We start from the raw sequence: 25,670 nt of genomic DNA on the forward strand, positions 1-25,670 counted from the left end.
AGAAGATATTAAAATTTAAATGTAATGGCTTCAAAGCTTATAACAGGGTTAGCTATAATGTCGCTTATTATACTGTTGCTGGTGCTTGTATTGCGCAGGCTAAATCAGCCCTATTTTGTCGCTTACATATTTGCGGGAATTCTACTCGGTCCCGAATTCCTTGCTATTTTTGATCGAAGTGACTCAATTACAGGTATTGGTGAACTTGGCGTAGTCCTACTGATGTTTTTCGTAGGAGCTGAAATAGACCTCAGTGCCCTCACCCGTAGATTTTTCCGCCCACTGGCTGCAGTTCTCATCCAAGTGGGCTTTAGCTTTCTATTTATATATCTATTGAGTTTTTATTTTGGGTGGAATACCAAACTTGTAGTACTTCTTTCATTTATTATCAGCTTAAGCAGTTCTGCAATAGTATTTCAGTATTTGGGCAAAAATAATGAAATGCATACCTCCTTAGGGCTCTTAGCCGGCAGCGTGCTGCTCCTACAGGATATTTTGGTTGTACCGATGATGCTTATATTAAATATAACAGCCGGCCACGCTATGCCCCTGCTTGAAATTCTAAAGGTGTGCTGCGGTGCTCTACTTTGCGTCGTATTCCTTTGGGCTGCGGTCGCCAGGAAAATGTTCAGAATACCACTGATGACAGAATTAGGGGAAGACCATGACCTACAAGTTTTTGTGGGCTTCTTACTTTGCTTTGGAATGGCATGGATTACCTGGTTTTTCGGGCTGTCCCCGGCTCTTGGAGCATTTATGGCGGGTATATTTATTGGCCAGGACAGATCCACACACTGGCTAGATAATGCCTTAACACCATTTCGCGTATTCTTTTTGGCCTTCTTTTTCATATCAGTAGGCCTTCAGATCAATATTAGATTTTTTGCAGGCAATCTATTGGTTATAGGCGCCCTCGCACTTGGCGTGCTTTTAATTAACAGCCTGATCAATGCGCTTGTATTTCGCATGACTGGCCAAACCTGGAGGGACAGCGTATATGCCGGGGCTCTTCTATCTCAAATCGGCGAATTTAGTTTTGTGCTGGTAACCCTGGCTAAAGAATTGGGAACGGTTAACGAGTCAGTACATCAGATAACACTTGCCGTAATTGCCCTAACCATGATGCTTAGTGCCATATGGATCAAAATAATTCAGGCCTTTATCTTTAAAAGTGCAACCATTATAAAACTGCCATTGGGAAAATAATCCGGGTCTTGATATATGGGCTGCAGGCTGCCATTACAAAAGTATGATTGATTATACCACTATCGAATTATGGAGTATAAGCAGAAATACAGAGGCAGCTCTCATTATAATTGCTGTATCAGGTCATCATAATCGTCAATTGCCAATGGCTGGTAGCTGCAGTGGACGCTAACCCCTATAAAAGTTGCATTTCCTTTAGAACCCTCACAGGTATATTTATATCGCAAGCGGCAGCCGCAGCCGTCCAGTTCTCCCAGTACGTAATAATAAATGCTTTCACTATCATCAAAATCAATATTAAATTCATTGATCATCACATGCACTTTTATGATAGTTTCATTTCCTGATATTTCAATTTCTTCACAAGGTGTGCCCGACAGATCCTCAATATCTGCTATATCATAGTGACCCAATGCCATTTCTCCTGCCTGCAAAAGCATCTGTATTTCCTTTATTATCTCATCCTCACTTGCACCCTTCTCAATGCTTTCCAGCGCGCCCATATAGTGGAATGCTACAGTATAGCGATGATGCCTTTGCAGTTCTGAGAATATAAAGATAAGCTGTTCCGAGCCGTGCACAGCATTGGAAATTTCTTCGAGATAAAAATGCCCACGCAGCATCCTGGCTTTAATTTTATTCATTATCGCCTCAGTAGACTGCAGTTCCAGGTCGTTAAGCTTTATCTTAATTTTCAGGATGACACTTTCTTCACCAAAAGGATGATGAATTGCAGCTGATGCGCTATCTGAAGCGGTCCAAGGCTCTACACTTATAAATTCAAATTCATTGTGCTGTAGATGCGGCACTAACTTCTCATGCGCCTCTATCATTGCCTGATCCTGACTCAACGAAAAATCTATTTTGCCGGCACGGTACAATATAACTAAGTAATTAGCCATAATAAGTTTTTTAACCTAAGTTACATATATCTCCCCTTTCCGGCTACCACTTTAGTGTATTGTTAACGTGCCTATAAAACAGGCCAAAACACGTTGATTTGGCAGTATTTCAAAATAGCTGCTTATTAATAATAATTGATGCCCCTTTTAAAAGCACTGTAACTAAGCTAAGTATATTCTAGGCTGCAAGCTGGCTATGTTTCAACCTGACATTCTCACAAATTTGCTTTTTGTGCAGTCTACTGCCCTTACTATAGTCAATCTATTTAAAAATGGTAAATCCATTTTCCATTACAAAACCGATAAAAAGGCAGCTAATGTAATGCGCGGAAAGTCAATAGGAAATCCAAAAGACTACGGCATAATGGCTAGCTCCTACGTCACAAGCCACCCTTTGGGACTTATTCCGTTTCCTTTTGTTTTCCCGCTTTCCGTGCACAATATACCTGCTTTCTTTTTTCCGGTTTTTCTTTTGGAAAAAATTGCGCGAAGCGAAAGCGAGCAGACGGGAAGGAAGTAAAGCTATACTGGATTGTATCAAATTAAAAAAATGAAGTATGAACATTATCGGAAGAGTGACAAAGGATGCGCAGGTGCATACCCTGTCAAATGAAAAACAGGTGGTTAATTTCTCAATTGCCACCAATGAGAATTACCGAAATAAACAAGGGGAAAGTGTTGAGCAGGCAACATTTTTTGACTGTGCCTACTGGATAAGCCCCAAGGTTGCAACATTTTTAACCAAAGGAACATTAGTGGAGCTTACAGGCAATGTGAGCGCAAGGGCATGGACAGGAAAAGATGGTGTGCAAAGGGCATCGTTGAATTTCCTAACCTCCCAAATCAAACTGCATGGCGGTGGCAAAAAAGGAGAAAACCCTACAACCGAAAGCAGACAGGACACCAACAGGGCAAAGAATATTGAGGTGACAGGAAATGAAACCATACACGACGACCTCCCATTTTAATCATCTAATCTAAAATTTAAAAATCATGGCACATAACCTAAATTTCGACGAAAAAACAGGAACATACTCTTTTTTCAGTGTTCAGCAAAAAGCATGGCATGGCTTAGGTCAAATAGTTCAGGACTATCCTACAAGCAGCGAAGCAATACAATATGCAGGGCTTAATTATGAAATTGCTAAAAAGGCAAACAGGCACGAACTGCCGAGCGGTAAAACCATAGTGTCCGACAGCAGTTTTTTTACCTACAGGACAGATAATGAAATGGTCTTGGGTTCAAGTGTAGGGAAAGATTACCATATTGTCCAAAACCATGAGGCCTTCGCATTCTTTGATGCCATAGTAGGTGGTGGCGAAGGTATACTGTATGAAACGGCAGGGGCTTTGGGTGACGGTGAGCGCATTTTCATAACAGCCAAGCTCCCTGACTATATCCGTGTGGGCAATGGTGACGATATAACTGAAAAGTATATTTTCCTGACAACCTCACATGACGGAAGCGGAAGCATTACTGCTGCTTTTACCCCTATACGTATCGTTTGCCAAAATACCTTGAACGCATCATTGCGCAGCATGACTAATACCGTTCGCATCCGTCATACATCAGGTGCGAAAGGGCGATTGGAAAGCGCACACAAGGTGATGGGGCTTGCCAACACCCTTAGCAGCCAGTTAGAAAACATCTTTAATAACTGGGCGAAAGTTAAGGTAACTGATTCAGAAGTTAAAAAACTGATACAATTAGCATTGTGCCCAAACAAAGAAACCTTTGATTTAATTAAAAAAGATGCGCAGGACGAACTTTCGACCGTATTTAAAAACACGGTGGATGATGCTTTTTCCTATGCGATGCTAAGCGAATCACAGCAAATGGATACCACCAAAGGAACATTGTTCGGAGCGTACAATGCCGTCACAGGATACTACCAAAACGTTCGGAATTACAAAGACAGCGAAGCTAAATTACAGTCCATTGTAATGGGTGGCACAGCGCAGTTAAAAGCGCAGAAAGCATTTGAGCTTTGCACTTCTTTTGAGAAAATTGGTGAAGATATCTTCAACTATAACTAACCATAAGGGGCAATTGCATTGATGCGATTGCCCATTATAACCCCTGCAACCGGAGGGATAGGTTTATCGGTGCAGGAATTCTAAACTTTTAAAATGATTTGATTATGGCAAACTTTTGCAGCAATATGATTGCATTCGAGGGCAACGCCCCGGCAATCGCAGCTATACAGACGCTCTTTACAATGATGGCTGAAAAGCAAGAGCAACATGGCAATGGACAATTGCCCCCATTTATTATTGAGCAAAAGGGCTATTTCTTCGACATCTATTGTGATGAAGAGAATGACGGGGCTTTCGGCTATGAAACAAGATGGTCGCCAAATACAACTGTAGTGCTGCAGATTGCGGAACACTTCAGGGTAAATTTTACCCTTGACTATGAAGAGTTGGGAAATTGCGTCTACGGCAAGGCAACCTATAAAGATGGTGTATTGACCGACACCTTTCTCGAAAACGAGGATTTTAATAGCTACGAGTATGACGATGATGAAGATGCCTACCACTTTGAAGGCGAAACCTTCGAGGGTGACTGGGAAATACTGGAGACACTGCTTGAACGAAAAATAGCCAAACTATGAAAGTTCCAGATTTGTTCGGCTGCACTATATGAGGCTTCTCCTGGTAACATTGCTCTGCCTTATGATATACTGGGTGGCATAGGTGGAAACTGTATAGGGATAGCTTTCAAAATTGCACGATATACTGTCGAGCTCAATACGCTGCTGCACGTTACCGGAGATAATGCGGTTATAATAGCCTTTCTCCGAGAGGTCCTTGTAATAATTAAATGCACTTTTATCAGCAAGGTCAATGTAAAAACTTTCTACTATAGTTGAAAGAAACTTGATTAAATCATATCTGACTTTAACCCAATAATGATATGCTCATTGTTGGGGGAGTGGAATTTCGGTGAATAACATTTGGGAACAGTAATTCAAGATAAAATAGTTGATCCTATAGTTAAAAAATAAAAAATATTTCTTATATTAATTACAGTATAATTTTAAATTGTGTCATTCTAAAATCAAATTGGAGAGTCTGATTTTAAATTAAAACTGACATCAATAAATTAATTACAGATCAAACAATTGTTAATTGCGATTTTTCCGTAATGTATTTAATAAATAAATTTATATATTTGCGCGAATTAACATAATTTTAAGATTTAATTATTAAGATAATTCTCTAATGAATTTTAATCCATTCAGCAAACTAATTGCTTTAACAGCATTGTTTTTCCAAATTATAACTTACGGACAGATATCAAAAACAATTCCTGAACTTACTAAACCAAGTCCCGAGGTGGCAAGCCTAGGAAGATACGGAGAATTGCCTATGAATTATTACACTGGTACCGCCAATATTGACATACCACTTTACACGATAGATTTTGACGGCTTGGATATCCCGATTAATTTGTCATATAATACAGGTGGAATCAGGGTTGATCAAGAATCAAGTTGGGTCGGTTTAGGATGGACACTTTCATGTGAGCCAATTATTACAAAAAGTACAAAAGGTTTGTGCGATATGAATACCGGTTATAATGACGGAGATGGAAAGGTAGGCTTTCCGTATACCGACCTTGCTTTACCCGAAGATGCTGCAGCATATAATGTCAATCAAACTTTTAAAGATAAAATAGAATTTTGGCGAAATGACAGGCAGCATGTTATCGGTTGGGATACTGAGCCCGATGTGTTTTCTATAAATCTTTTCGGAGAATCGGCTAAATTTATACTTACCCAAAAAGCATTAAATGCGGGCGTTATCGGAGTTAAATTAATTAACCCTGATAGCAGGATGAAAATTATTTATGACGAAAGCACAAGAACCTTTACTGTTACTAATGACAGAGGATTTGTATTTTATTTTACCAAGCAGGAATATTCGATTACAGCTTCGGGACAAGGTTATAGTTTCAGCGTGAATTCTGGGTTTAACAATCCACTTATTACAGGTTGGAAAGTTGAAAAAATTGTATCTCCGAAAGGTAATATCATATTTTACAACTATGCTGCAAATTCAAGTCTATGTAGTTCCCCTAAAGCAGCGTGGTATAGAAAATTACCGTTGTGTCCTAATTTTAATAATAATGTATTTAATCTCTATACTGATATGCCTTATTATACAAACTATGTGAATATCAGCTCCACCCCTTATTTGAAATCTTTGGTATTTAATGACGGGCGAGTCGATTTTACTATATCCGACCGTACTGACATATATAAGTTAGGTGTATCACCAATGACATTCATAAACATTAGTGGATTTAATACTAATAGCCCTAAAAAGTTAGATAATATATCTATAAAAAATTCATCAAATTTAGAAGTCAAGAATTATAATTTCGAATATACATATTTTTCGCAGAATCAAACTGCAATACATCCTGAGGAAATTCGACGTCTGAAATTGGATAAAATTAGTGTTAACAATCAGTTTTATCGCTCATTTGAATACATCGGTACTGAAGCTTTGCCTTTAAAAACAACTTGTGATTATGATTATTGGGGGTTTTTTAACGGGAAGAAAAACATGGTTAGTTTTCCGTCACATAACAAAGTACCAGGTTGCGTTCCGGCTGAGAAGCCATTGATTCAATTTTTTGGTGCAGACAGGCAACCTGATTTTAATTATGGAAAAAACGGTTTATTATCAAAAGTTATTTACCCTACCAAAGGCTATACAGTACTAAATTATGAGCCTCATTCAATACGATTAGACAATACTACCCTTAGCACTGAATATCCTTTCGAAGATTATGATAAGGTTGAAATTACGTCGACATCGGAATCACAGTCGGTGCAATCCCAGTCAGTATATCTCAACGGAACCGAAATAAATCCTTTTTTTAAGTATAAAGGCAACAATGTTGATCCGGAGCCAATATCAGGAGTTGCAACTTTAGAAATCTCCTGTGGTACTCAATTTGAGAATAACTCAGGGAGTAATGGAAGAAAGTGTACTGTTGCTACTCCTGATGTAGGAAAAATAGCTTTTCAGATGATTAATGCTGCGACTGGCCAAGTGGTTAGAACAATTAGGTTCTCAAATGATGCCACATGTAATTATGATACTAATTGTCCCCCGCTTCAAATTACAGAGGGAGAAGGAAATGTGAGAAAAGTAAATATTCCTATTACATATAATCTTCCTGCAGGGAACTATTATTTTAGGGTTACTGGTCTTAAATATCCTGGAAATTTATATGATGCCGATGAGGGTATCACCTCTGCCAATCCGGAATATATGAAGCAATATTATTTTGCAGTGCGTTTTAGATTCAGTATTCCTAAGTCGCAAAGCAATTTCTATAATAAAGAAGTAGGCGGGGCAAGAATCCAAAGTATCGTGAATTATAACCACGATGGGAACAGTATCGGTCAAACATTGTATAAATACGAAAAAACTTTTTCAGATGATGGTAAAAAGTATTCTTCAGGAATACTTATCGATCCCTTAAATTTTGGTTATATTGATGATACAGGGATGGAAGAAATAAATAATTCGTGTGGAGGAATGTCTGGATATACTGTAAGAAACGCAGTTGTTGAGACAGATAATATTCAAAGCGGAAACGCGCCATCACAAAATTATATTTCATATTCCCAGGTACAAGAAATCTACTCTGGCAGTAATTTGACTAATACTACAAACGGATCAAAAATATTATATTACAATAATCAGGCTAACGTCTTAATGCCAAATAATTATGGTCAGACAATTCATTCAAATTTTCAATCTAATGACAATTTAAGTAATGCTTTTTATCCAAGATATACATATCAGGAGTCTAATGGAAGCCTAATTAAGGAAGAGTACTATGATAATGCTGGTTCTAAAGTTAAGGAGATTGGCTACCAATATTCGTATCAGTCAGTGTTAGTCGGAAGAGGAATTAAACCCAAATATAAGGATTATTACGTAATAGGATGTGGCTCATTAGATCACTCTGAAGGTTGGCCATGGACAATGCAGATTTACACGCACAAAAATGAATCTTCACTGCTTTCTCAAAAAACCGAAACAGATTATCTAACCAACGGATTAGTAAGTAATTCATCAACATACACTTATAATTCGGAATATTCAATTCGCACAGCCAACGAAATTACTTCGACAGGAGAAACAAAATTAGTTTATAATTATTATCCTGGGGATTCTGAAGTAAGTTCATCGCCAAATGTATCGACTTTAGTTTTCAAAAATATAATTGGTTCACCACTCCAATCGAAAACGACTTTAAACGGAAATCTTATAGAACAGATTGATAAAGAATATGCGCTGTTTAATTCTAATACATTATTGGCAGAGTCAAAAATTAAGTTCTCAAAAGATGGGGCTGTAAGCAATGATTTATACCAATATGAACAATATACCGCTAAGGGTAAAGTTGCGCAATATCGAATTTCGGGAGGTACACCAAGTGTAATGATCTGGGGGTACAATGGTACACTTCCTCTGGCTAAAATTGAGAATGCAACCTACACTCAGGTTTTATCCGCATTAAGTTTAACGGAAAGTGCAGTAAATAATTTGACGGCGGCACCATCAAACATACGTACGCAGTTACCTAATGCACTTGTAACAACCTACACATATCAGGGTTTGATTGGGATTTCAGGCATCACCGACACAAAAGGAGTTACAACCTCGTTTGAGTACGACAGTCAGGGAAGGCTTATGACAGTCAGGGACGCCGGAGGAAAAATACTTTCTGAAAACGCATATAACTACAAACAATAACAACCCCAATGAAAAATATATATATAGTTATACTGATTGCTTTTTTAAGTAAAGCCACAGCCCAGGATATTCTTTGGGAGCGTTCTTACGGCGGCAAGCATGCTGATTATCTTTTAGATGCGCAGGCAACAGCCGATTACGGATTCATACTTGCTGGCGCATCGCTATCTGTAAAGTCAGGTAATAAAGAGGCGGATAATATCGGAGACCTTGACTACTGGCTATGGAAGATGGATGAGAAAGGGGATGTGGAATGGCAAAAGAGTTTTGGTGGCTCGGGAGCAGATTTGTTATATAGCATAAATGGGACTTCTGACGGTGGTTTTATCCTTGCCGGGACATCCGAATCCAATATCGGTTTTCACAAGAAAGGGGCATCGCTTGGAAAAGAAGACATTTGGGTTATAAAACTTAATGCAAAGGGAGATGAGCAATGGCAGGTTACCCTTGGCGGTGCTGGTCAAGATTTTGTAAAATCAATACTTCAGACCCCGGATGGCGGATATATTATAGGAGGTTCATCTTCCTCCCCTGCCAGTGAAAAGATACGTGAGGGTAAACCTGACCCTTTGGGTAAGAGTGAGAATGATTTTGGAGGTCTTGATTTCTGGGTTGTTAAATTAGACAATACCGGTAAGATAAAATGGCAAAGGACTATCGGGGGACAATATAATGACATATTGAAATCCATTGCCCTTACAAAGGATGAGGGATACATACTTGGAGGGTATTCTAATTCTACTGTATCCCAACATAAATCCCTTGACCCTTATGGAGAAGGAGATTACTGGATCGTAAAACTGGATAAGGACGGAAAGACGCAGTGGGAAACCATTTACGGTGGTGAAGCTGACGATAACCTTGCTGTAATAGTGCAGTCAGCTGACGGCAGTTACCTTATAGGAGGTAATTCTGCCTCTTCCACATCCGGGAACAAATCAATCAATAATAAAAAAGGGACAGATTTTTGGATACTCAGGCTTGATGAGAAGGGGCAGTCCATATGGCAGAAAACCTTCGATACCGGTAAGGTGGATATACTTACCTCTATGGTTGAAAATGCAGATGGTACCATCCTTCTTGGCGGTTATGCCCAAAGTGAAGTGATAGGCCAGGATAGCAAAAAAGACAAAAAGGAGATCAATGACTATGTGGGGCTGAAAATATCGGCCGAAGGAAAAGAGCTTTGGAGGGAAGTGGTAGGAAGCAGAGGTGAAGACCACCTCAAGAAGCTGATTGAGACCCGGGATGGCGGCTTTATACTTGCCGGCACAAGCAAAGGGGAGATTTCCCGTGACCGTAACAGTGGCCATGGGAATGAAGATTTTTGGGTTGTAAAGCTCAAGGATAAGGAAAAAGAAAAGAAAGATAAGGATAGGAAAAATATTGAAGCAATCCCTAACCCTGCAGCAGACTTTACCAATGTTATCGTCAACTTTGAGTTTGACCATGGTACAGCGACAGTATATGACCTTGCAGGCAGGCAGCTCCAAAGCTTTGAGGTGAGTAGCCGTACTATCCCTGTAGAACTTACCGGCTACCCTGAAGGCCTTTACATTGTAGAGGTGCGTACCAATAAAGGGAATGATTCTGTAAAAGTAATGAAAGGCCGCAATTAATGTTTCCCTATTAGACAACCGAAACAACTTATGAAAAAAATATTATATATATTTCTCTTACTCCCGTTTACTGTTTTAGGGCAGACGACCTCCCAAAATTATGTGCGGACATATATTTATAAAGATGACACTTTTACCTCAGATGCTTCAAAGGCCAATGCAACTGTGACGTATTATGACGGGCTTGGAAGGCCAATACAGCAGGTTGCGGGCAAGATGAGCAACACAGGCAAGGATTTAGTGATACCTTTTTATTATGACGCTTTCGGCAGGCAATCACGTGAATACCTACCCTATGAGGCTTCAATCACAGACCTTTCATTTGATGGGTCCGCTGCAACGAACGTCGTTACATTTTACAATAAGACAGCTTTCGAAAATACTGCCAACCCATATACGGAAAAATTCTTTGAGAACTCGCCACTGAACAGGATACGGAAACAGGGATTTCCTGGCACGGACTGGCTTGGTAATGCCGATAACGATAATGACCATACTATTAAATATGCTTACCTGGCCAACAGTTCAGCAACTCCAGTAAAGAAGCTGAGGGCTGTGGCACAGTGGAACCCGACAAACAAAGTGTATAATATTTCCATAGTTGATGAGGGAAATTACGGCGATGGCCAGCTGTACCAGACCATTACCCAAGATGAAAATCGTGCAATACCAGTGCAGACTGCCGCGGGATTTAAATCGGGGGTCGAAGAATTTAAGGATAAAGAAGGAAGGCTTATATTAAAAAAGAGCTATTTTCAAACTAATGATTATTATGGGATGCCCTCATCCGGAACTTCCAATATCTACTATGTTTACGACCAGTATGGAAACCTTACCTATGTAATCCCATCAGGGCCTATTACCGAAACCACCCAATCCAGCCTTGATTTGTATGGATACCAGTACAAATATGACTCAAGGAACAGGGTTGTAGAAAAGAAATTACCGGGCAGGGATTGGGAATATATTGTATATGATAATCAGGACAGGGTTGTAGCTACAGGCCCCGCCTATTCGCCTTTTGGTACAACAGGAAATACGCAAAAAGGTTGGCTTATCACAAAATATGACCCTTTTGGTCGTGTAGCTTACACAGGCTGGGTTGCTGGAAGCGCATTCACTTCTGCAGATAGGGCATCCAAACAGGCAGGTACTTTTGGAACCGAAACAAAAACTGCTTCTGCGACCATCATAGATAACATTAGCGTTTATTATACAAATACCTATCCACAGTCAGGGATGAAATTGCTGACTGTAAATTATTATGATAACTATACTTTTCCAGCAGCTGCTACTTTTCCATCATCGGGTGTGGAAGGCATCGGGGTGCTTACAGCCCCTAAAGGCATGCAGACGGGTTCATGGAACAGGATATTGACTACGGCCAGTGAGACTTTTGCAGAGGTGCATACAACATTTTATGATTCAAAAGGCAGGCCACTGCGTGTAAGGACGAGCAATTCACAACAGGGAGGATATACCCAGACAGATTCAAAGCTTAAATTCGACGGAAGTGTTTCTTATGTAATTACCAAACATAAAAGGACAAGCTCTTCCAGCGAACAGGAAGTATCGGTGCGAAATGACTACACTTATACTACCCAAGACAGGCTATTAAGCGAAACACATACTATTGGCACAGCAGCACCTGAGCTGATGTCTTATAATGCATATAATTCTATAGGCCAGCTCATCGAGAAAAAAGTGGGACGCACGCAGTCCTCTCCATTGCAGGATGTAGATTTTGCCTATAATATAAGAGGGTGGCTTAAAAGTATAAATTCAATGGCAAATCTTGCTTCCTTTGGCAACCCTCAGGATCTTTTTGCTTTTTCAATAAATTATACAACCGCAAGCACTGATCCGGTCGTGCCATTGAATTATAATGGCAATGTTACAGAAACCACCTGGAAAACATCAAGTGATAATATTTCCCGAAAATATAGCTATAAATATGATGAGCTTGCCCGCTTGAGGAATGCCTATTACCAGATACCTGCTGCTACTGTGCCTATGCGTAACTCTTATGATGAAAGCCTAAGGTACGACCCATACGGAAACATCATTGGTCTTCGTAGGAACGGGGGGCTGGATAGCGAAACGGACGTAGTTGAAATTGATAATTTAGTGTATACCTACACAGGAAACAGGCTAGATAAAGTAGTAGATAATAGTAACAGTTCGCAAGGGTTTAATGACTTGACTGCAGCAAATGTAAACGACTTTGGCTATGATTCTTTAGGTAATCTTACATCAGACCTGAACAAGGGAATTGCAGCCAACGGGATAATCTATAACCACATGAACCTGCCGGTTAAAATCACGATGAATTCAGTTAACGGAACGGGTACGATTTCTTATATTTACAACGCATCAGGTACTAAGCTCAGAAAAACGGTTGTGAATACAGGCATAAGCCCAAGTGTGACCACTGTTGTGGATTATCTTACAGGTTTCCAGTATAAAAATAATGTTCTGGACTTTATCCCAACAAATGAGGGTTATGTAAAGAACACAGTGGTAAACGGAACTAATAACTACAACTATGTGTACAATTACAAAGACCATCTAGGAAATGTGAGGTTAAGTTACGCAGTAGATCCTGTAGATGGGGTTTTAAAAATACTGGAAGAGAGCCATTATTATCCTTTTGGGATGAAACATTCCGGGTATAATAGCACGCAAAATATGATTTCTGGTTTTCAAACATTACCAGCTGTAAGGCTTACACCGGTAAATTCACCAGCGGATATGACATATAAGTACAAGTTTCAAGGACAGGAACGACAAGATGAATTGGGGCTAAGTTGGGATAGTTTCAAATGGAGAGATTATGATTATACAATTGGAAGATTTATATCAATAGATCCATTAGCTCCTGATTTTCCACAATGGTCTCCATATGTATTTAGTGGAAATTTAGTAACTATATCTAGAGAATTGGAAGGTAAGGAGCCTGAATTTTTACTCGGTTCAGACGGCAAATTGTCTTCAGGAGTTGTTACTTTAATGAATATCGCTTACGGTTATTCCGTCTCATCTTTAACAAATTCTACTTGGATTATTAATACCGATGCTAGAGTGAGATGGTGGGATTCATTAACAGGTCATCCAAATGCATCTGTAAAAGGCAAACAAGTTCTTTATAGCTCGGATCATGTTAATAGTAGTGCGGATTACTGGTTTGGTTTAATTTCACACGAACAGAGCCACAGAGATGAAATAGACAAAGAAGGAAATATAAGCTTCTATTATAAATATCTTCTTGAAGGTGCCACTAAGAAGTATAAAGATATATCTACAGAGGCAAAAGCTTATTTGATTGGTAGTGATGATGATAAAGTTGATTTAGCAGATAAGTTGTTGGCTTATAAAGATGGTGCTATAATGGATATATTTCAAAGAGGCAATCTTACAGATAATGAAAAAGCAGGAATGCTTAAAGTTGTAGGATATCAATTCAAACGAGATGTAGTACTTCAAGGAAATATAAACCGCGCCAAATTAAATATAAAAAATATAAAAAATAACCGCTGGGATTCTAAAACAAAATCCAATATGACAAATATTTTAAATGTTTTAATAAAAAGTTGGACAATTGAACAAGATGAAATAACAAATAAATATGGGGAATAGATATTTAATAGTAACACTCTTAATATCAAGTATGATTTTTTTGAGTTGCAAAGAATTTAGAGGAGAAAAATTAGAATTGAATTACAAGAAGGGCTATGTTAAAATTTTGTCTGAAGATTATATCATTGATAGCTTAGTCGTAAGAAACCATACTAATAAATATTACATAATTGGATTGGTAAATAAAAGTAAGGGTGATAATGTAATTTATTTTAATCAGATAAATTTTAATTATACAATTTACCAAGATAGTTTAAATTATTATTGTTCTAAAGTCTCAGATATAAATTTGCCAGGCTTAGATGTATATATTAGAAAAAAAGGATTTTTAGGAAGTGGTCAGATTGAAAATTGTACTAACATGGAGTATTTTAATTATAATCAAATTCCTTGTAACGTTAAAATTGTTGATACTATTGAGGCTTTGAATCCATATAAGTAGGTTTTCTGTATTATTTATTTTAATAATACTTTCATTAGGTGGCTAAGTAATTGTTTATTACTTTATACATATGTTTTAATAAATTAATCTCTTAAAATTATCCTCACTTTGTTTAGTAAATAATAATTTAATTAAAAAAAAGTAGTTGATTAGCAATGTGTTTATTATTTGCAATGGCAGTTCTTACATCGGACAGAAACAATCCGTTCTAAACGATATACTTCTAATGTCATGAATAAATTGTTGCGTGATACACTTAAATTGTTTCAGAAGAGGATATTTATGTATAATAATTTTTGACATTTTATATTAAAAACTATTTAACCACGAGATTAACTTGTTATCACCTTCCCATTGAGATTCCTGATCAGAAGTGTAAATTTCTACATACGCTTTTTCTAGAGCAATCCTTTTTTGCCGTGAATCTGCTTTTGCGTAAATTTCAGTTGTTGTTACTGATACATGCCCTAGTAAATCTCGAATGTAAATTAAAGGGAGTTCAGCTTGTAGTAGATGCATAGCTTTAGAGTGCCTTATTGAGTGACAGCTTATTTTAGAGGGCATAAGATCTGGATTTATATCTCTAGCCTTTTTAACGTACTTTGTTAATATGTAATTTACCCCTGCTCGTGTTAATTTTTGTTTTCGAGAGTTGCGAAATAGAGGTATGTGATTAAGAGAGTCATGGATAAGGTTGTTCTCATGGAGATAATCTTTCAAATGATTCATTTCTGCGTCTAAAAGTGGCACTATCCTATATTTGTTCCCCTTTCCCTTTAATTTAATTGTATATGGCTTATTGAAATTAATTGCAGATGGCGTTAAGTCTATGATTTCTTGAACACGTGCACCGGTATCATAAAGTAAGCATAGCAAAGCTAAATCTCGTCTTCCTCTTTTTGTCTGAGTATTAATCTGTTCAAGTAATAATTTTATTCCTGATAAACTCAAATATTCAAATACCTTTTTTTGAGTTTTTGCAATTGGTATTGAAGAGATTTTTTGGCGCTGAATGATGAACTCAAATTGATCGTCAGCTATGTATTTAAAAAAGGTTTGAATAGCCGCTAATCGAGCATTAATTGTGCTATGTGAAGAATTTCTAGATTCTCTGAGCCATTTCAGAAATTCTAAAACTATAGATTTGGTGATTTGATTGATTTTAATTTTATCAATCCTCAAACCTTTTTCATTTTCTAAAAATCTAATTAGTAAAACAAAAGTATCGCGATAAGCACGAACAGTATTTACAGAAAGATTTCGTTCTATAGGTAAGTATTCAGCTATGAAACTTTTTATGTATTTTGCAAAATCAGTTGTCTTCATTTATAATGGCATTTTTAGGAATAAGATCAAAGGTTAAGATATCCAACATTTTAATTACATCCGGGTATATAGCTGTAGTAAGTTTAACATATGTGTCAGTAGATTTTATAGAACTATGCCCTAAGTATTGGGACAATATTGGGAGTGAAACATATAGATCTAAGCCTGACTCAATCATTTTGATTAGCGCGTGTACTGCAAAAGTATGTCGTAAATCATGTAGACGTTTTTTATTATTTATATCGTCTCTGGCAATTCCCGCAATCTCCAAACATTTTCTGAAACGAGTATTGATGGCAGCTTTTGCAAGTTTTTCTCCGTTATGCTTTATAAAAAAGTAGCCATCTATGTTTTTGTTTTTTAGTTTATCTCTGTAATTTAGATAAGTGCTGAGTTCCACTGCGAGAGTTTCTGAAATCGGTATAACCCTCTCTTTTCCACTTTTACTATCATTAATAATGATATATTTTTCGTTTATATTTACGTTTTCATCCCGAAGAGTTAAAGCTTCTATTGAACGAACGCCTGTACAGTAAAGAAACCGTATTAAGATTGGAAAACAGAAAATATTAGCGTAAGGCATTTGCTGTTTTACTCGCATGCCATCGATGACTTCAAATATTTTACTTAATTCGCTATGGCTATAAACATGGGCAACATACTTAGATTTTGGCCATGGTAGTTTTTTGGGTATATAAGAAGAAATGCCAAGGTTGCATAAATAAATTGAAAATTCTCGAAAAATTGTAATTCTACTATACCGATAGCTATCTGTAAAATTATTATGATTTTTTATAAATTTCCTAAAGAATTTTTTTGTAAAGCCCAGTGAATATTCATTTTCGTCGTAAGCAAGTTGATCTATTTGTTTCAAAATTGCGGTTTGAGTCTGATATTTATATCCCAACTTCCACTTTAATTTTATGAAATCTTGGAGATTTTTAGAGTAGATACTTTTGTTGGGTAACTTAATCATAAAATACTCCTCCTTTCTGAGTGTAAAAATTGTTATCTGTGGTTGGAACATCAAGGCAGCAATATGTGAGTGATTTCATATCTATTCTCATATAATACATGGTAGATTCACTACTTTTATGTGCTAAAACGGAGCTAATAATTGGTAGTGTAATTTGCTTTTCCAATAACCTAGATGTCAAACTGTGTCGAAGAGAGTGTGGGCCAAATTTTCTATTTGCTACATCAATCCCAGAGTTTTTAAAGGCCCGCTGGGTGATATGAGTAACAACATTACTGGATGGAAATTCTCTAAAGGGGGATTTACCCGTTAGAAATATAAAAGGAGAAGTGACATTCGGTCTCCCATGTTTTAAATAGTCGATTATTGCATTGCCTACATCTGGAAACATAGGACATATTAATTCTTGTCCAGTTTTCATAACGTTAATTTTGATTAGCGATTTACCCCAATCTATATTTTCAAATTTTAGATTTGATATGTCCGCTGCTCTAAATCCTAATCTTATAGCAATGAGTAAGACCGCATAATTTCTTTTGCCAATTTTAGTAACTCTATCGATTGATTTCAATAATTTCTCAATTTCTTCTAATGTATACGTTGAAGGTAATTGTGGTTGACTAACACGCTTAAAAGAAGGGATTTTTATGGCAATATCAACTGATATTAATTTATTTTCAAATAGATAATTAAAAAAAATTTTCAATACGGATACCGACATCTCTACATGTCTTAGTTGATAGCTTTGTAATTGAGAAATATACGTAATTAGAAAATTGTAGTCTACACAATGAATTTTACCAATTCCATTTGCATTGCAATATTCATAAAAATTATGGAGTTTTTTGATATAAACGTTTATATGTCTAGAGCGATTTAAAAGTGTAGTTCGCTTGAATTTGATAAACTCCATAATAATAGATCCTATTTCTCCCGAAAATTCATATTTGTATTGTTGATGGGTTTGAATTCCGACAATTTGCCGTGTAAGGAAGAATTCTGATGTTTGGCGCAAACATCGCTGCAGTAGCTGCTCATAATCTTTGAGTACCCTGGATGGTCTTTCCTGAAAATAAAAATTCTCGATATCTCTATCCTGAGACGGATTGTACATTATTTGATTATTTTGATCTAAGAAAAAAACTATTTTTCTTAAAGCGTATTTAAAACGTCCAGCATATGTTTCGGTACATCCTCGATCCTTTATCAAATATGTTAGTAGCTGATTAGTAAAATCTTCAAAATTGCTAAAACCGTTGTAGTTTTCCATAATATTTGTTTTTGATATTGAGCAAGTTATTACAAAAAACTATATGCTGCAGTTAGTACAAATTTGTACAAATTTTCATCAAAATTTTTTCTAGTGCAATTTATGTCAGTGAAATTAGGGCCTTTGGCTTTTTTTTAAAAAAAAAGCCAATAATATAATTATGAAATATTTATGATATTATTAACATTTAAAATATAGTTCGTATATTTTGTAAAATATTTTAAATTATTATGCAAAGTCAATAAACTAAGAAGGCTTTGTATAGTGGAATTATTTATTAAACTTTACATAATTGTTTGCTTTGCATAATGGCCCATAACGTAAACTTTGACCACTCCTTTATCCGGCATGAGCTGGAAATGGCAGGGTTTAAATGGACTACAAAAAAACTATGCACTGTTCGGGCAGCAAGAAAAATAAAACCGAGCCTGCCATCCTATAGCCTGGGCAAGCTTTGCAGGTCACTCGGTATACCTTTATTGCAGGCACACCGCGCCGGTTGTGATGCTGATGCTACAGCCATATTGCTATCAAGGCTGCTGATATTGGATGCCGAAGGCGAGATTGCCAGGATGGTTAAAAAGAATTCCCACGACCAAAACCTGCCCCCTAACCTGCCTCCTGCAGATTTTGAGCAGCTGCCGGAAAAACCGGGTGTCTACTATTTCTATAACCAGATTGGAAAAGTAGTGTACGTAGGAAAAGCCAAGAATCTCAAAAAGCGGGTAGCCCAGCATTTTGGAGGACACAAGATAACACCCCAAAGACAGCATTTTATGCGCGATATCTATTCTATAACCTATGAGGTATGCGCTACGGAATTTATGGCACTGCTTTTGGAATGCAGTGAGATAAAGAAACTTTGGCCTGAGCATAACAGGGCACTAAAGAAGTTTGATCCCAAGTTTGGGCTCTATGAATATGAGGCGCGCAATGGTTACCGTTATCTTGCCATCGGAAAATTAAGCAAATTCCAGTCCTGCCTTGAAGTGTTTCACTCGCAGCATGATGGTATAAACACTTTGCTGGGCATGGCATCCGAATTTAAGATTGACTATAGATTCTGCCAGTACGGCACCACACTTGCCGGAGATATGGCTCCCCCACCGACAATCGCAAATTTGCCTGATCCAGACCAACATAATAATCAGGTAACACTGGCAATCGACGCCTTACTGGGAAAACGACCCAGCTTTGCCATTATGGACAAGGGGCGCCATAAAGAAGAACGTAGCTGTGTCTGGGTTGAAGACGGCCATTTTTATGGAATGGGCTATATAACTACAGAAATCGGTTTCACTGAACCGTCCCAACTGAGAGATTATGTGACCCCATATAAAAGCAACCACTATATCATGCAGTTGATTTATACCTATGCAAGTAAGTATCCGGGCAAGCTACTGTTTAAGAAGAACTTTGAAGCATAATAATTACCATAGAGTATGACACTATTTACTGATACCGAATTATTTACCTCGGGTAGCGAATGCAATAAGACTTTCAACCTTCCGGATCTGGAGCTAATGCACATTAATAATTTCATTGGCAAAGAAGAAGCTGATGCCTATTATCACGCATTGCTTCACACTACGCCGTGGAAACAATATCAAATGCCAATGTACGACAAGCTGGTTACTGCGCCCAGAATGATTGCGTGGTATGGAGAAAAGGAAGATGCCGGTGACAGCGCCCTGCCCTGGACACCTGAGCTGCTGGCATTGCGCTTTAAAATAGAAAAACAAACAGGCCTTGAATTTAATGCAGTATTGCTAAACCTATACCGGAATGGCAACGATAGCGTAGCCTGGCACTCTGATAAGGAACACAAGATTGGAAAAAACCCCAATATAGCCTCTGTTATCTTCGGCCAGACAAGACCCTTTAGGCTGCGCCATAAAACTAATAAGGCTATTCCCCAAGTAGAGATACCCCTGCATCATGGATCTTTCCTGCTTATGTCAGGTACGACCAACACCCATTGGGAGCATCACATCCCTAAATCGTCAAAAGAAATGCTGCCCAGGATAAATTTGACTTTTCGGCAGGTACGACTACAAAGCATTTAATATATACTGTCTTATGGAGTAGATGACCGCCATTTAAATATCAACATATAACAAAATTGCCTTTATTTATAAGGAATACAGGGTGAACATACCATTTGAAATAGTAATTTAGCCACCATAAAAATTAACCTGCCAGATGCCCGACAAAGATTTAGTTAGATTCTTAGAAGCACAAAACCAAATGTATCTTACCGCTCTTACAGAAATTAAGAAGGGCAGCAAGAAATCCCATTGGATGTGGTTTATATTTCCACAGCTGGAAGGTTTGGGATCAAGTGAAAATGCCCGTTACTTTGGAATCAAAGGCATGGACGAGGCCCGCCAATATCTTAAGCATCCTGTGCTGGGAAAACATCTTATTGAAATTTCAAACGCGCTTTTAGAGGTTAAGGGGAAGACAGCCCTAGAAATACTGGGAAGTCCCGACAATCTTAAGCTGCGCTCCTGTATGACGCTTTTTGCAACACTTGAAGATACAGATCCTGTTTTTAAGCAGGTATTGGAAAAGTACTTTGAGGGAATTCCAGATCGCCTTACCCTATCAATTCTATTGGATAGGCACTGAGCCTAATAGTTTAAGTAAGTGACTTGATAACTTGTAAAACGGAAAATACAAAATGTAAACATTTTTGTTTACATTTGTTCTATGGAAATCAAGTTTGAGAAATATAAAGGGATTCATCCGGGAGCAATCTTGGAGCGCGAACTCAAAAAGAGGAACATCGCCCAGCGCCCCTTTGCGCTTTCCCTTCCCGAGCATCCCCAGACTTTTAATGCGATCACCAAAGGAAAAAGAGACCTTAATACCTCTTTAGCGCTTAAGATTGATCGTGCGCTGGGCCTGAAAGAAGGAACCATGATGATCCTGCAGGTATTTCATGATATACAAAAAGAAAAACTTAAAGATGCCGCAAGCCAGCGCCCTGATTTTTCTGCGCTTCGCCCTAATCTTTTCTGGGATACCAACATCGCTTCCATTGACTGGCAGAAGATGTACAAGGCCGTTATCAAAAGGGTATTTGAACGCGGCAACAGTGATGAAAAGAAAGAAATCATTCGTTTTTACGGCCCTGCACGGGTTAAAGCCGTTATAGGCACAGAGTTTATATAACACCAATTTTATATCCCAACCAAAACATGTACTGGAATACTGTCAACGAGCTCCTGCGCGAGAGCCTGTCAATATTGATGCAAGCAAAAGAATTCGAGCCTTTTCGGCTTGTGGGAGGTACTTCCCTAAGTCTTCAGATCGGTCACCGCATATCAGTGGATATCGACCTTTTTACCGATGAGGACTATGGCTCAGTGGATTTTGACAGCATCGATGCATTCCTTACAGCCAATTTTAACTATGTAGATGCCGATTTTGGCTCTCCTGTTGGAATGGGTAGGTCTTACCTTATCGGCAGGGACAGGGAAAACAACGTAAAGCTGGACCTGTTTTACACTACTGATAAATTTATCCAGCCACCCCTTGAAGACCAGGGCGTGCGAATGGCCACCATTGAGGAAATTATCGCTATGAAAGTAGATGTGGTCTCTCGTGGGGGACGTAAGAAGGATTTTTGGGACCTGCATGAGCTGCTGCCTAAGTATACTATTAACCGAATGCTGGAACTGCATCTCCAGCGCTCCGAGCATACCCACGACAGGTTGCAGATACTTAAGAATTTCAGGGACTTTACCATGGCCGATGATGACTTCGATCCCGAATGCCTCAGGGGCAAATATTGGGAATTTATCAAGGAGGACATTGAGATAGGTCTTGCAAAAATTATATAGTCGTGAAGTTATTCTGCTTAATTCGAATGTTTATACAGATAAGGGTTTTAATTCGCGATAATTAATTTATGCTGGAATTTCAATAAATGTTAAACGTCCCGCTTAAAAGTAGCTTAGGATGAAACTAATTATTAATTGATACAATTCAGTACTCCAAAACCTGGCAGAGGAGTACTGATTGCAAACAATGATTATAGGTGGTTACTTCTTCTTATTCTTTAAATATTCCTCCACTGCCTTTGCATTCTTGCCTGCCGCCCTCACCGCTCCTGTGAGCTGTTGCGATGATACGCCGAACTTATCCTTCCAGTACTGCATTTCATAAGGTTCTTTTGTATTTATAGTTGAACGGTCCGGGTTTCCTGTTTTTTTCTTACTGTCGCTCATAATAGTAGATTTTTAGTTACTTAAAATTACGCAACGCACCCTCTTATCCGGACACTTTTAACGTACGTTTAATATTTTGGGTTTAACTTCCCCGGATCCCCATACCATGCCATAAGTAACTTTGTACAACTTATCACGCCTTGGATTACAATGCTTTAGCATAGGATTAACAGCCAAATTTATTATAAAAATTTTTCGTTCTTATCGATCATGGGTAACTTAGATATACCGTGGCAATCCATGATTCTGCGTTGTCACTACACTTTCATCTGATTAAATACTCAACCTATGGCACTCGATACGTACAAACAAAAAAGGGATCAGTCCAAAACGCCGGAGCCATTTGGAGGCGAAAGCGATAGCAAGGAGCTTCGATTTGTCATCCAGAAACATGCCGCTTCGCATCTGCATTACGATTTTCGCCTTGAAATGGAAGGCGTGCTCAAAAGCTGGGCGGTGCCCAAAGGGCCTTCAACCGACCCCAAAGTTAAGCGCCTTGCAATGATGGTGGAAGACCACCCCTATGATTATAGGACCTTTGAAGGCCTGATACCAAAAGGGGAATATGGCGGGGGAACAGTTATGGTTTGGGATGAAGGGACGTATATTGCCCTAGACGGCAAAGATTTAAGCAAAAAAGAGCAGGAAAAAGAACTACTGCATGGGCTTCATAGCGGAAAGGTAAAGTTTGTCCTTAAGGGAAAAAAACTCAAAGGGGAATTTGCCCTTGTCAAGGCTCATGGCCGGGGGGAAAACGGTTGGCTATTGATGAAGCTGGAGGACCGATACGCCTCTGAGTCAGACATTACAGCAAAGGACAAATCGGCGGTCTCGGGAAAAACCCTTGAGCAGATCGCAAAAACCGGCAAAAATAGTCACGGCATTGTTGATTCAGGGGAAAACGAAACAACGGCAAAAAAGGCAACAAAGGCTAAAACTCCAAAAAAGGCCGGCACTAACGGCAAAAAAGCATCCTCGGCTGACAAACTGTTAAAGCAGGGAGTAAAAAGCAAGATGCCTAAAAATGTTAAGCCAATGCTTGCCACACTGGTCAACGAGCCTTTTGATACCCCCGGATGGAGCTATGAGGTGAAATGGGATGGCTACAGGGCCTTGGCGTATATCTATAAGGGAAATGCAGAACTTTCTTCACGAAACAATAAATCTTTTACGGAAAAATATTATCCCCTGGTGGACGCCATGAATCAGTGGGACTTTGAAGCTGTCCTTGATGGAGAAATCCTTGTTATCGGCGAGGATGGCAAGGCAAACTTTGGTGCGTTGCAGAACTGGCGCAGCGAGGCCGACGGCCACCTTGTATATTACGCATTTGACCTGCTTTGGTACAATGGAAAAGAATATATGAGCCTGCCACTCAGCGAGCGCCAGGCTATACTGAAAAGTATACTGCCCCCGGATGATGAACGTGTGCGGCTAAGTGCAGTATTTGAATCAGGAGGCATCGAATTTTATGATGCAGCAAAAAAAATGGGGCTTGAAGGTATCATGGCCAAAAGATCCGACAGTCTTTACAGCCCCGATAGCCGTTCAAAAAACTGGCTTAAGATTAAAGTAAACCAGCGTCAGGAAGTGGTTATCGGAGGATTTACTAAAAACCACGGTTCCGCGAAATTATTCAGTTCATTATTGCTCGGCGTATACCGAAACGGCAAGTTAGACTACGTAGGAAAAGTAGGTACGGGATTTACAGAGAAAATGCAGAAAGAAATGATGGAAGCATTCACGCCGCTTATTACCTCAAAAAATCCTTTTGAAACAACTCCTGATATTAATAAGCCCTCGCGCTTCCGGCCGAACCCTCCCAAAGCGACAGCCACCTGGCTCAAGCCACAGCTGGTATGCGAGGTTAGCTTTGCCGAAGTGACTGCTGACGGGGTATTCCGTCATCCTTCTTTTGAAGGCATGCGAAGCGATAAAAAAGCTAAAGAGGTGGTATTGGAAACTGCCACTCAAACATCAGTGGTAGCCGACAGCTCCCCACGAAAAACCGAGAAGGCCCCGGCGCAGCTGGTCAAGCCACCAAAACTGGGCGAGAGACAAACACTTTTGAACCCTACCGAAGAAACACAGGTCAAGAAGCTGAACGGGCACATCCTTAAATTTACCAACCTTAGCAAAGTATATTGGCCTGAGCAAGGGTACACCAAAAGGGATATGTTCAACTACTATTATAAAGTGGCGGACTATATTCTGCCTTATCTCAAAGACAGGCCGCTCTCACTTAACCGTTTTCCCGGCGGGATAACCGGGAAAAGCTTTTACCAGAAGGATGTAAAAGGTAAAGCGCCGGACTGGGCAAAAACATTTCCCTATACTACCAGTGACGGGGAAGACAAGGAATTCCTGGTTGGCGATGATGAGGCTACACTGCTTTGGATGGCATCATTGGGTTGCATAGAGATGAATCCATGGTTTAGCCGCATACAGCAACCCGAGAACCCTGACTATTGCGTGATCGACCTCGACCCTGCCGAGAAGACCACTTTCGGGCAGGTAATTCAGGCTGCCTGCGAGGTCAAAAGCGTATTGGATGAATTGCGGATCACAGGTTATGTAAAAACCTCCGGCTCTACAGGCATACACATCTATATACCGCTTGGGGCGAAATATAATTATGACCAGTCGCAGATGTTTGCCAGGCTCCTTGTTGGAATTGTGCATAAAAGGCTGCCCAAGTTTACGAGTTTGGAACGCCAGATAAAAAACAGGAAAGGAAAAATGTACCTCGACTATTTGCAAAACCGCCCTGGGGCCACTATAGCCTGTCCCTACTCCCTTCGCCCGAAACCTGGGGCAACAGTATCCATGCCGCTTCATTGGGAAGAAGTCAAAAACGGCCTGAGCATGAAAGATTACACTATCAAAAATGCGGTAAGCCGAATCAGGGCCGAAGGTGACCTGTTCGCCGGCTCCCTGGAAAAGGGCATCGACATGCAGGCGGCACTCACCATAGCGCAGAACTTACTTGATAATTAAATAATATAACTATGAAAACAATAAAAATTTACCTGCTTTGCATCACAGCGACCATTATGGCCTCGTGTATTGACAACAACAATAAGGATAACACTACAGGTGCAAAAAATAGCGAGACGGATTATACCCAGGACGCGCCAACATACAACGAAACGCAAAATGACATGGAAGAAAAGCTCGATACGGTCAGTACCGATAAGCGGATACCTGAAGACGCCGTAGAAAGATCTTCCAAAGGAAATGCTTCGTCAAAGTAACTACATCAGAAAGTGACA

Annotated in this window: 21 protein-coding genes and 1 pseudogene; 16 read left to right on the top strand and 6 right to left on the bottom strand. The window is 39.1% G+C overall.

Annotation, left to right across the window (positions count from 1 at the left end; genetic code table 11):
* The first annotated feature begins 24 nt into the window (after nucleotides 1-24).
* The gene (locus R1T16_RS01640) at nucleotides 25-1,206 is read left to right on the top strand and encodes a cation:proton antiporter (protein WP_317499315.1); all 1,182 of its coding nucleotides are present in this window, start codon (nucleotides 25-27) and stop codon (nucleotides 1,204-1,206) included.
* A gap of 104 nt (nucleotides 1,207-1,310) precedes the next feature.
* On the opposite strand, the gene R1T16_RS01645 is transcribed toward R1T16_RS01640, so the two are convergent.
* On the bottom strand, nucleotides 1,311-2,108 hold the full coding sequence (locus tag R1T16_RS01645; RefSeq protein ID WP_317499316.1) for a hypothetical protein: 798 nt from the start codon (nucleotides 2,106-2,108) through the stop codon (nucleotides 1,311-1,313).
* 232 nt (nucleotides 2,109-2,340) lie between these two features.
* Between R1T16_RS01645 and R1T16_RS01650 the strand changes: the two genes are divergently transcribed.
* From R1T16_RS01650 to R1T16_RS01665, 4 genes are all read left to right on the top strand, one after another.
* Nucleotides 2,341-2,628 (top strand): hypothetical protein, encoded by a 288-nt coding sequence (locus R1T16_RS01650; RefSeq protein ID WP_317499317.1) that lies wholly within the window; start codon nucleotides 2,341-2,343, stop codon nucleotides 2,626-2,628.
* A 37-nt stretch (nucleotides 2,629-2,665) separates the two neighbouring features.
* The gene (locus R1T16_RS01655; protein ID WP_317499318.1) at nucleotides 2,666-3,076 is read left to right on the top strand and encodes a single-stranded DNA-binding protein; all 411 of its coding nucleotides are present in this window, start codon (nucleotides 2,666-2,668) and stop codon (nucleotides 3,074-3,076) included.
* Nucleotides 3,077-3,101: 25 nt separating this feature from the next.
* Nucleotides 3,102-4,145 (top strand): DUF932 domain-containing protein, encoded by a 1,044-nt coding sequence (locus R1T16_RS01660; RefSeq protein WP_317499319.1) that lies wholly within the window; start codon nucleotides 3,102-3,104, stop codon nucleotides 4,143-4,145.
* 221 nt (nucleotides 4,146-4,366) lie between these two features.
* Nucleotides 4,367-4,723, top strand: a complete 357-nt coding sequence (locus tag R1T16_RS01665) for a hypothetical protein (RefSeq protein WP_317499320.1) — start codon at nucleotides 4,367-4,369, stop codon at nucleotides 4,721-4,723.
* A 27-nt stretch (nucleotides 4,724-4,750) separates the two neighbouring features.
* Here the strand turns inward: R1T16_RS01665 and R1T16_RS01670 are convergent.
* Nucleotides 4,751-4,951: pseudogene (locus R1T16_RS01670) on the bottom strand (conjugative transposon protein TraK); the annotation flags it as partial.
* Nucleotides 4,952-5,333: 382 nt separating this feature from the next.
* Between R1T16_RS01670 and R1T16_RS01675 the strand changes: the two are divergent.
* From R1T16_RS01675 to R1T16_RS01690, 4 genes are read left to right on the top strand one after another with little or no spacing between them, the layout of a single operon-like run.
* On the top strand, nucleotides 5,334-8,894 hold the full coding sequence (locus R1T16_RS01675) for an RHS repeat domain-containing protein (RefSeq protein WP_317499321.1): 3,561 nt from the start codon (nucleotides 5,334-5,336) through the stop codon (nucleotides 8,892-8,894).
* An 8-nt stretch (nucleotides 8,895-8,902) separates the two neighbouring features.
* Entirely contained in the window at nucleotides 8,903-10,513 is a 1,611-nt protein-coding gene (locus R1T16_RS01680) for a T9SS type A sorting domain-containing protein (RefSeq protein WP_317499322.1), read from the top strand.
* A gap of 30 nt (nucleotides 10,514-10,543) precedes the next feature.
* Nucleotides 10,544-14,149: a DUF6443 domain-containing protein gene (locus tag R1T16_RS01685; protein ID WP_317499323.1), complete on the top strand. Its 3,606-nt coding sequence runs from the start codon at nucleotides 10,544-10,546 to the stop codon at nucleotides 14,147-14,149.
* Nucleotides 14,139-14,591 (top strand): hypothetical protein, encoded by a 453-nt coding sequence (locus R1T16_RS01690; RefSeq protein WP_317499324.1) that lies wholly within the window; start codon nucleotides 14,139-14,141, stop codon nucleotides 14,589-14,591. The genes R1T16_RS01685 and R1T16_RS01690 overlap by 11 nt, the downstream gene beginning before the upstream one ends.
* A 309-nt stretch (nucleotides 14,592-14,900) precedes the next feature.
* On the opposite strand, the gene R1T16_RS01695 is transcribed toward R1T16_RS01690, so the two are convergent.
* The 3 genes from R1T16_RS01695 to R1T16_RS01705 form a co-directional block, all read right to left on the bottom strand.
* On the bottom strand, nucleotides 14,901-15,917 hold the full coding sequence (locus tag R1T16_RS01695) for a site-specific integrase (RefSeq protein ID WP_317499325.1): 1,017 nt from the start codon (nucleotides 15,915-15,917) through the stop codon (nucleotides 14,901-14,903).
* Complete coding sequence (locus R1T16_RS01700) at nucleotides 15,904-16,791, bottom strand: tyrosine-type recombinase/integrase (RefSeq protein WP_317499326.1); 888 nt, start codon at nucleotides 16,789-16,791, stop codon at nucleotides 15,904-15,906. Before R1T16_RS01700 ends, R1T16_RS01695 begins: the two co-directional genes overlap by 14 nt.
* Nucleotides 16,792-16,885: 94 nt before the next feature.
* A complete protein-coding gene (locus R1T16_RS01705; RefSeq protein ID WP_317499327.1) occupies nucleotides 16,886-18,163 on the bottom strand; it encodes a site-specific integrase in 1,278 nt (425 codons plus the stop codon).
* A gap of 308 nt (nucleotides 18,164-18,471) precedes the next feature.
* On the opposite strand from R1T16_RS01705, the gene R1T16_RS01710 reads away from it, so the two are divergent.
* The 5 genes from R1T16_RS01710 (at nucleotide 18,472) to R1T16_RS01730 (ending at nucleotide 22,011) form a co-directional block, all read left to right on the top strand.
* Nucleotides 18,472-19,590 carry a GIY-YIG nuclease family protein gene (locus R1T16_RS01710; protein WP_317499328.1) on the top strand — a complete coding sequence of 373 codons (1,119 nt, stop codon included), beginning with the start codon at nucleotides 18,472-18,474 and terminating at the stop codon, nucleotides 19,588-19,590.
* Nucleotides 19,591-19,605: 15 nt separating this feature from the next.
* Complete coding sequence (locus tag R1T16_RS01715) at nucleotides 19,606-20,229, top strand: alpha-ketoglutarate-dependent dioxygenase AlkB family protein (protein WP_317499329.1); 624 nt, start codon at nucleotides 19,606-19,608, stop codon at nucleotides 20,227-20,229.
* A gap of 136 nt (nucleotides 20,230-20,365) precedes the next feature.
* Complete coding sequence (locus R1T16_RS01720) at nucleotides 20,366-20,794, top strand: DUF1810 domain-containing protein (protein WP_317499330.1); 429 nt, start codon at nucleotides 20,366-20,368, stop codon at nucleotides 20,792-20,794.
* Nucleotides 20,795-20,875: 81 nt separating this feature from the next.
* On the top strand, nucleotides 20,876-21,340 hold the full coding sequence (locus R1T16_RS01725) for a transcriptional regulator (RefSeq protein WP_317499331.1): 465 nt from the start codon (nucleotides 20,876-20,878) through the stop codon (nucleotides 21,338-21,340).
* A 26-nt stretch (nucleotides 21,341-21,366) separates the two neighbouring features.
* Nucleotides 21,367-22,011, top strand: coding sequence for a nucleotidyl transferase AbiEii/AbiGii toxin family protein (locus R1T16_RS01730; RefSeq protein ID WP_317499332.1), 645 nt, complete (start codon nucleotides 21,367-21,369; stop codon nucleotides 22,009-22,011).
* Nucleotides 22,012-22,212: 201 nt separating this feature from the next.
* Here R1T16_RS01730 and R1T16_RS01735 read toward each other — a convergent pair whose 3' ends face one another.
* Complete coding sequence (locus R1T16_RS01735; protein ID WP_317499333.1) at nucleotides 22,213-22,398, bottom strand: DUF3606 domain-containing protein; 186 nt, start codon at nucleotides 22,396-22,398, stop codon at nucleotides 22,213-22,215.
* Nucleotides 22,399-22,686: 288 nt separating this feature from the next.
* Between R1T16_RS01735 and ligD the strand changes: the two genes are divergently transcribed.
* Nucleotides 22,687-25,395: a DNA ligase D gene (ligD, locus tag R1T16_RS01740; protein ID WP_317499334.1), complete on the top strand. Its 2,709-nt coding sequence runs from the start codon at nucleotides 22,687-22,689 to the stop codon at nucleotides 25,393-25,395.
* An 11-nt stretch (nucleotides 25,396-25,406) separates the two neighbouring features.
* The gene (locus tag R1T16_RS01745; RefSeq protein ID WP_317499335.1) at nucleotides 25,407-25,652 is read left to right on the top strand and encodes a hypothetical protein; all 246 of its coding nucleotides are present in this window, start codon (nucleotides 25,407-25,409) and stop codon (nucleotides 25,650-25,652) included.
* Nucleotides 25,653-25,670 lie beyond the last annotated feature (18 nt).

This window comes from Flavobacterium sp. DG1-102-2 (genome assembly GCF_033042555.1).
Taxonomy (GTDB): domain Bacteria; phylum Bacteroidota; class Bacteroidia; order Flavobacteriales; family Flavobacteriaceae; genus Flavobacterium.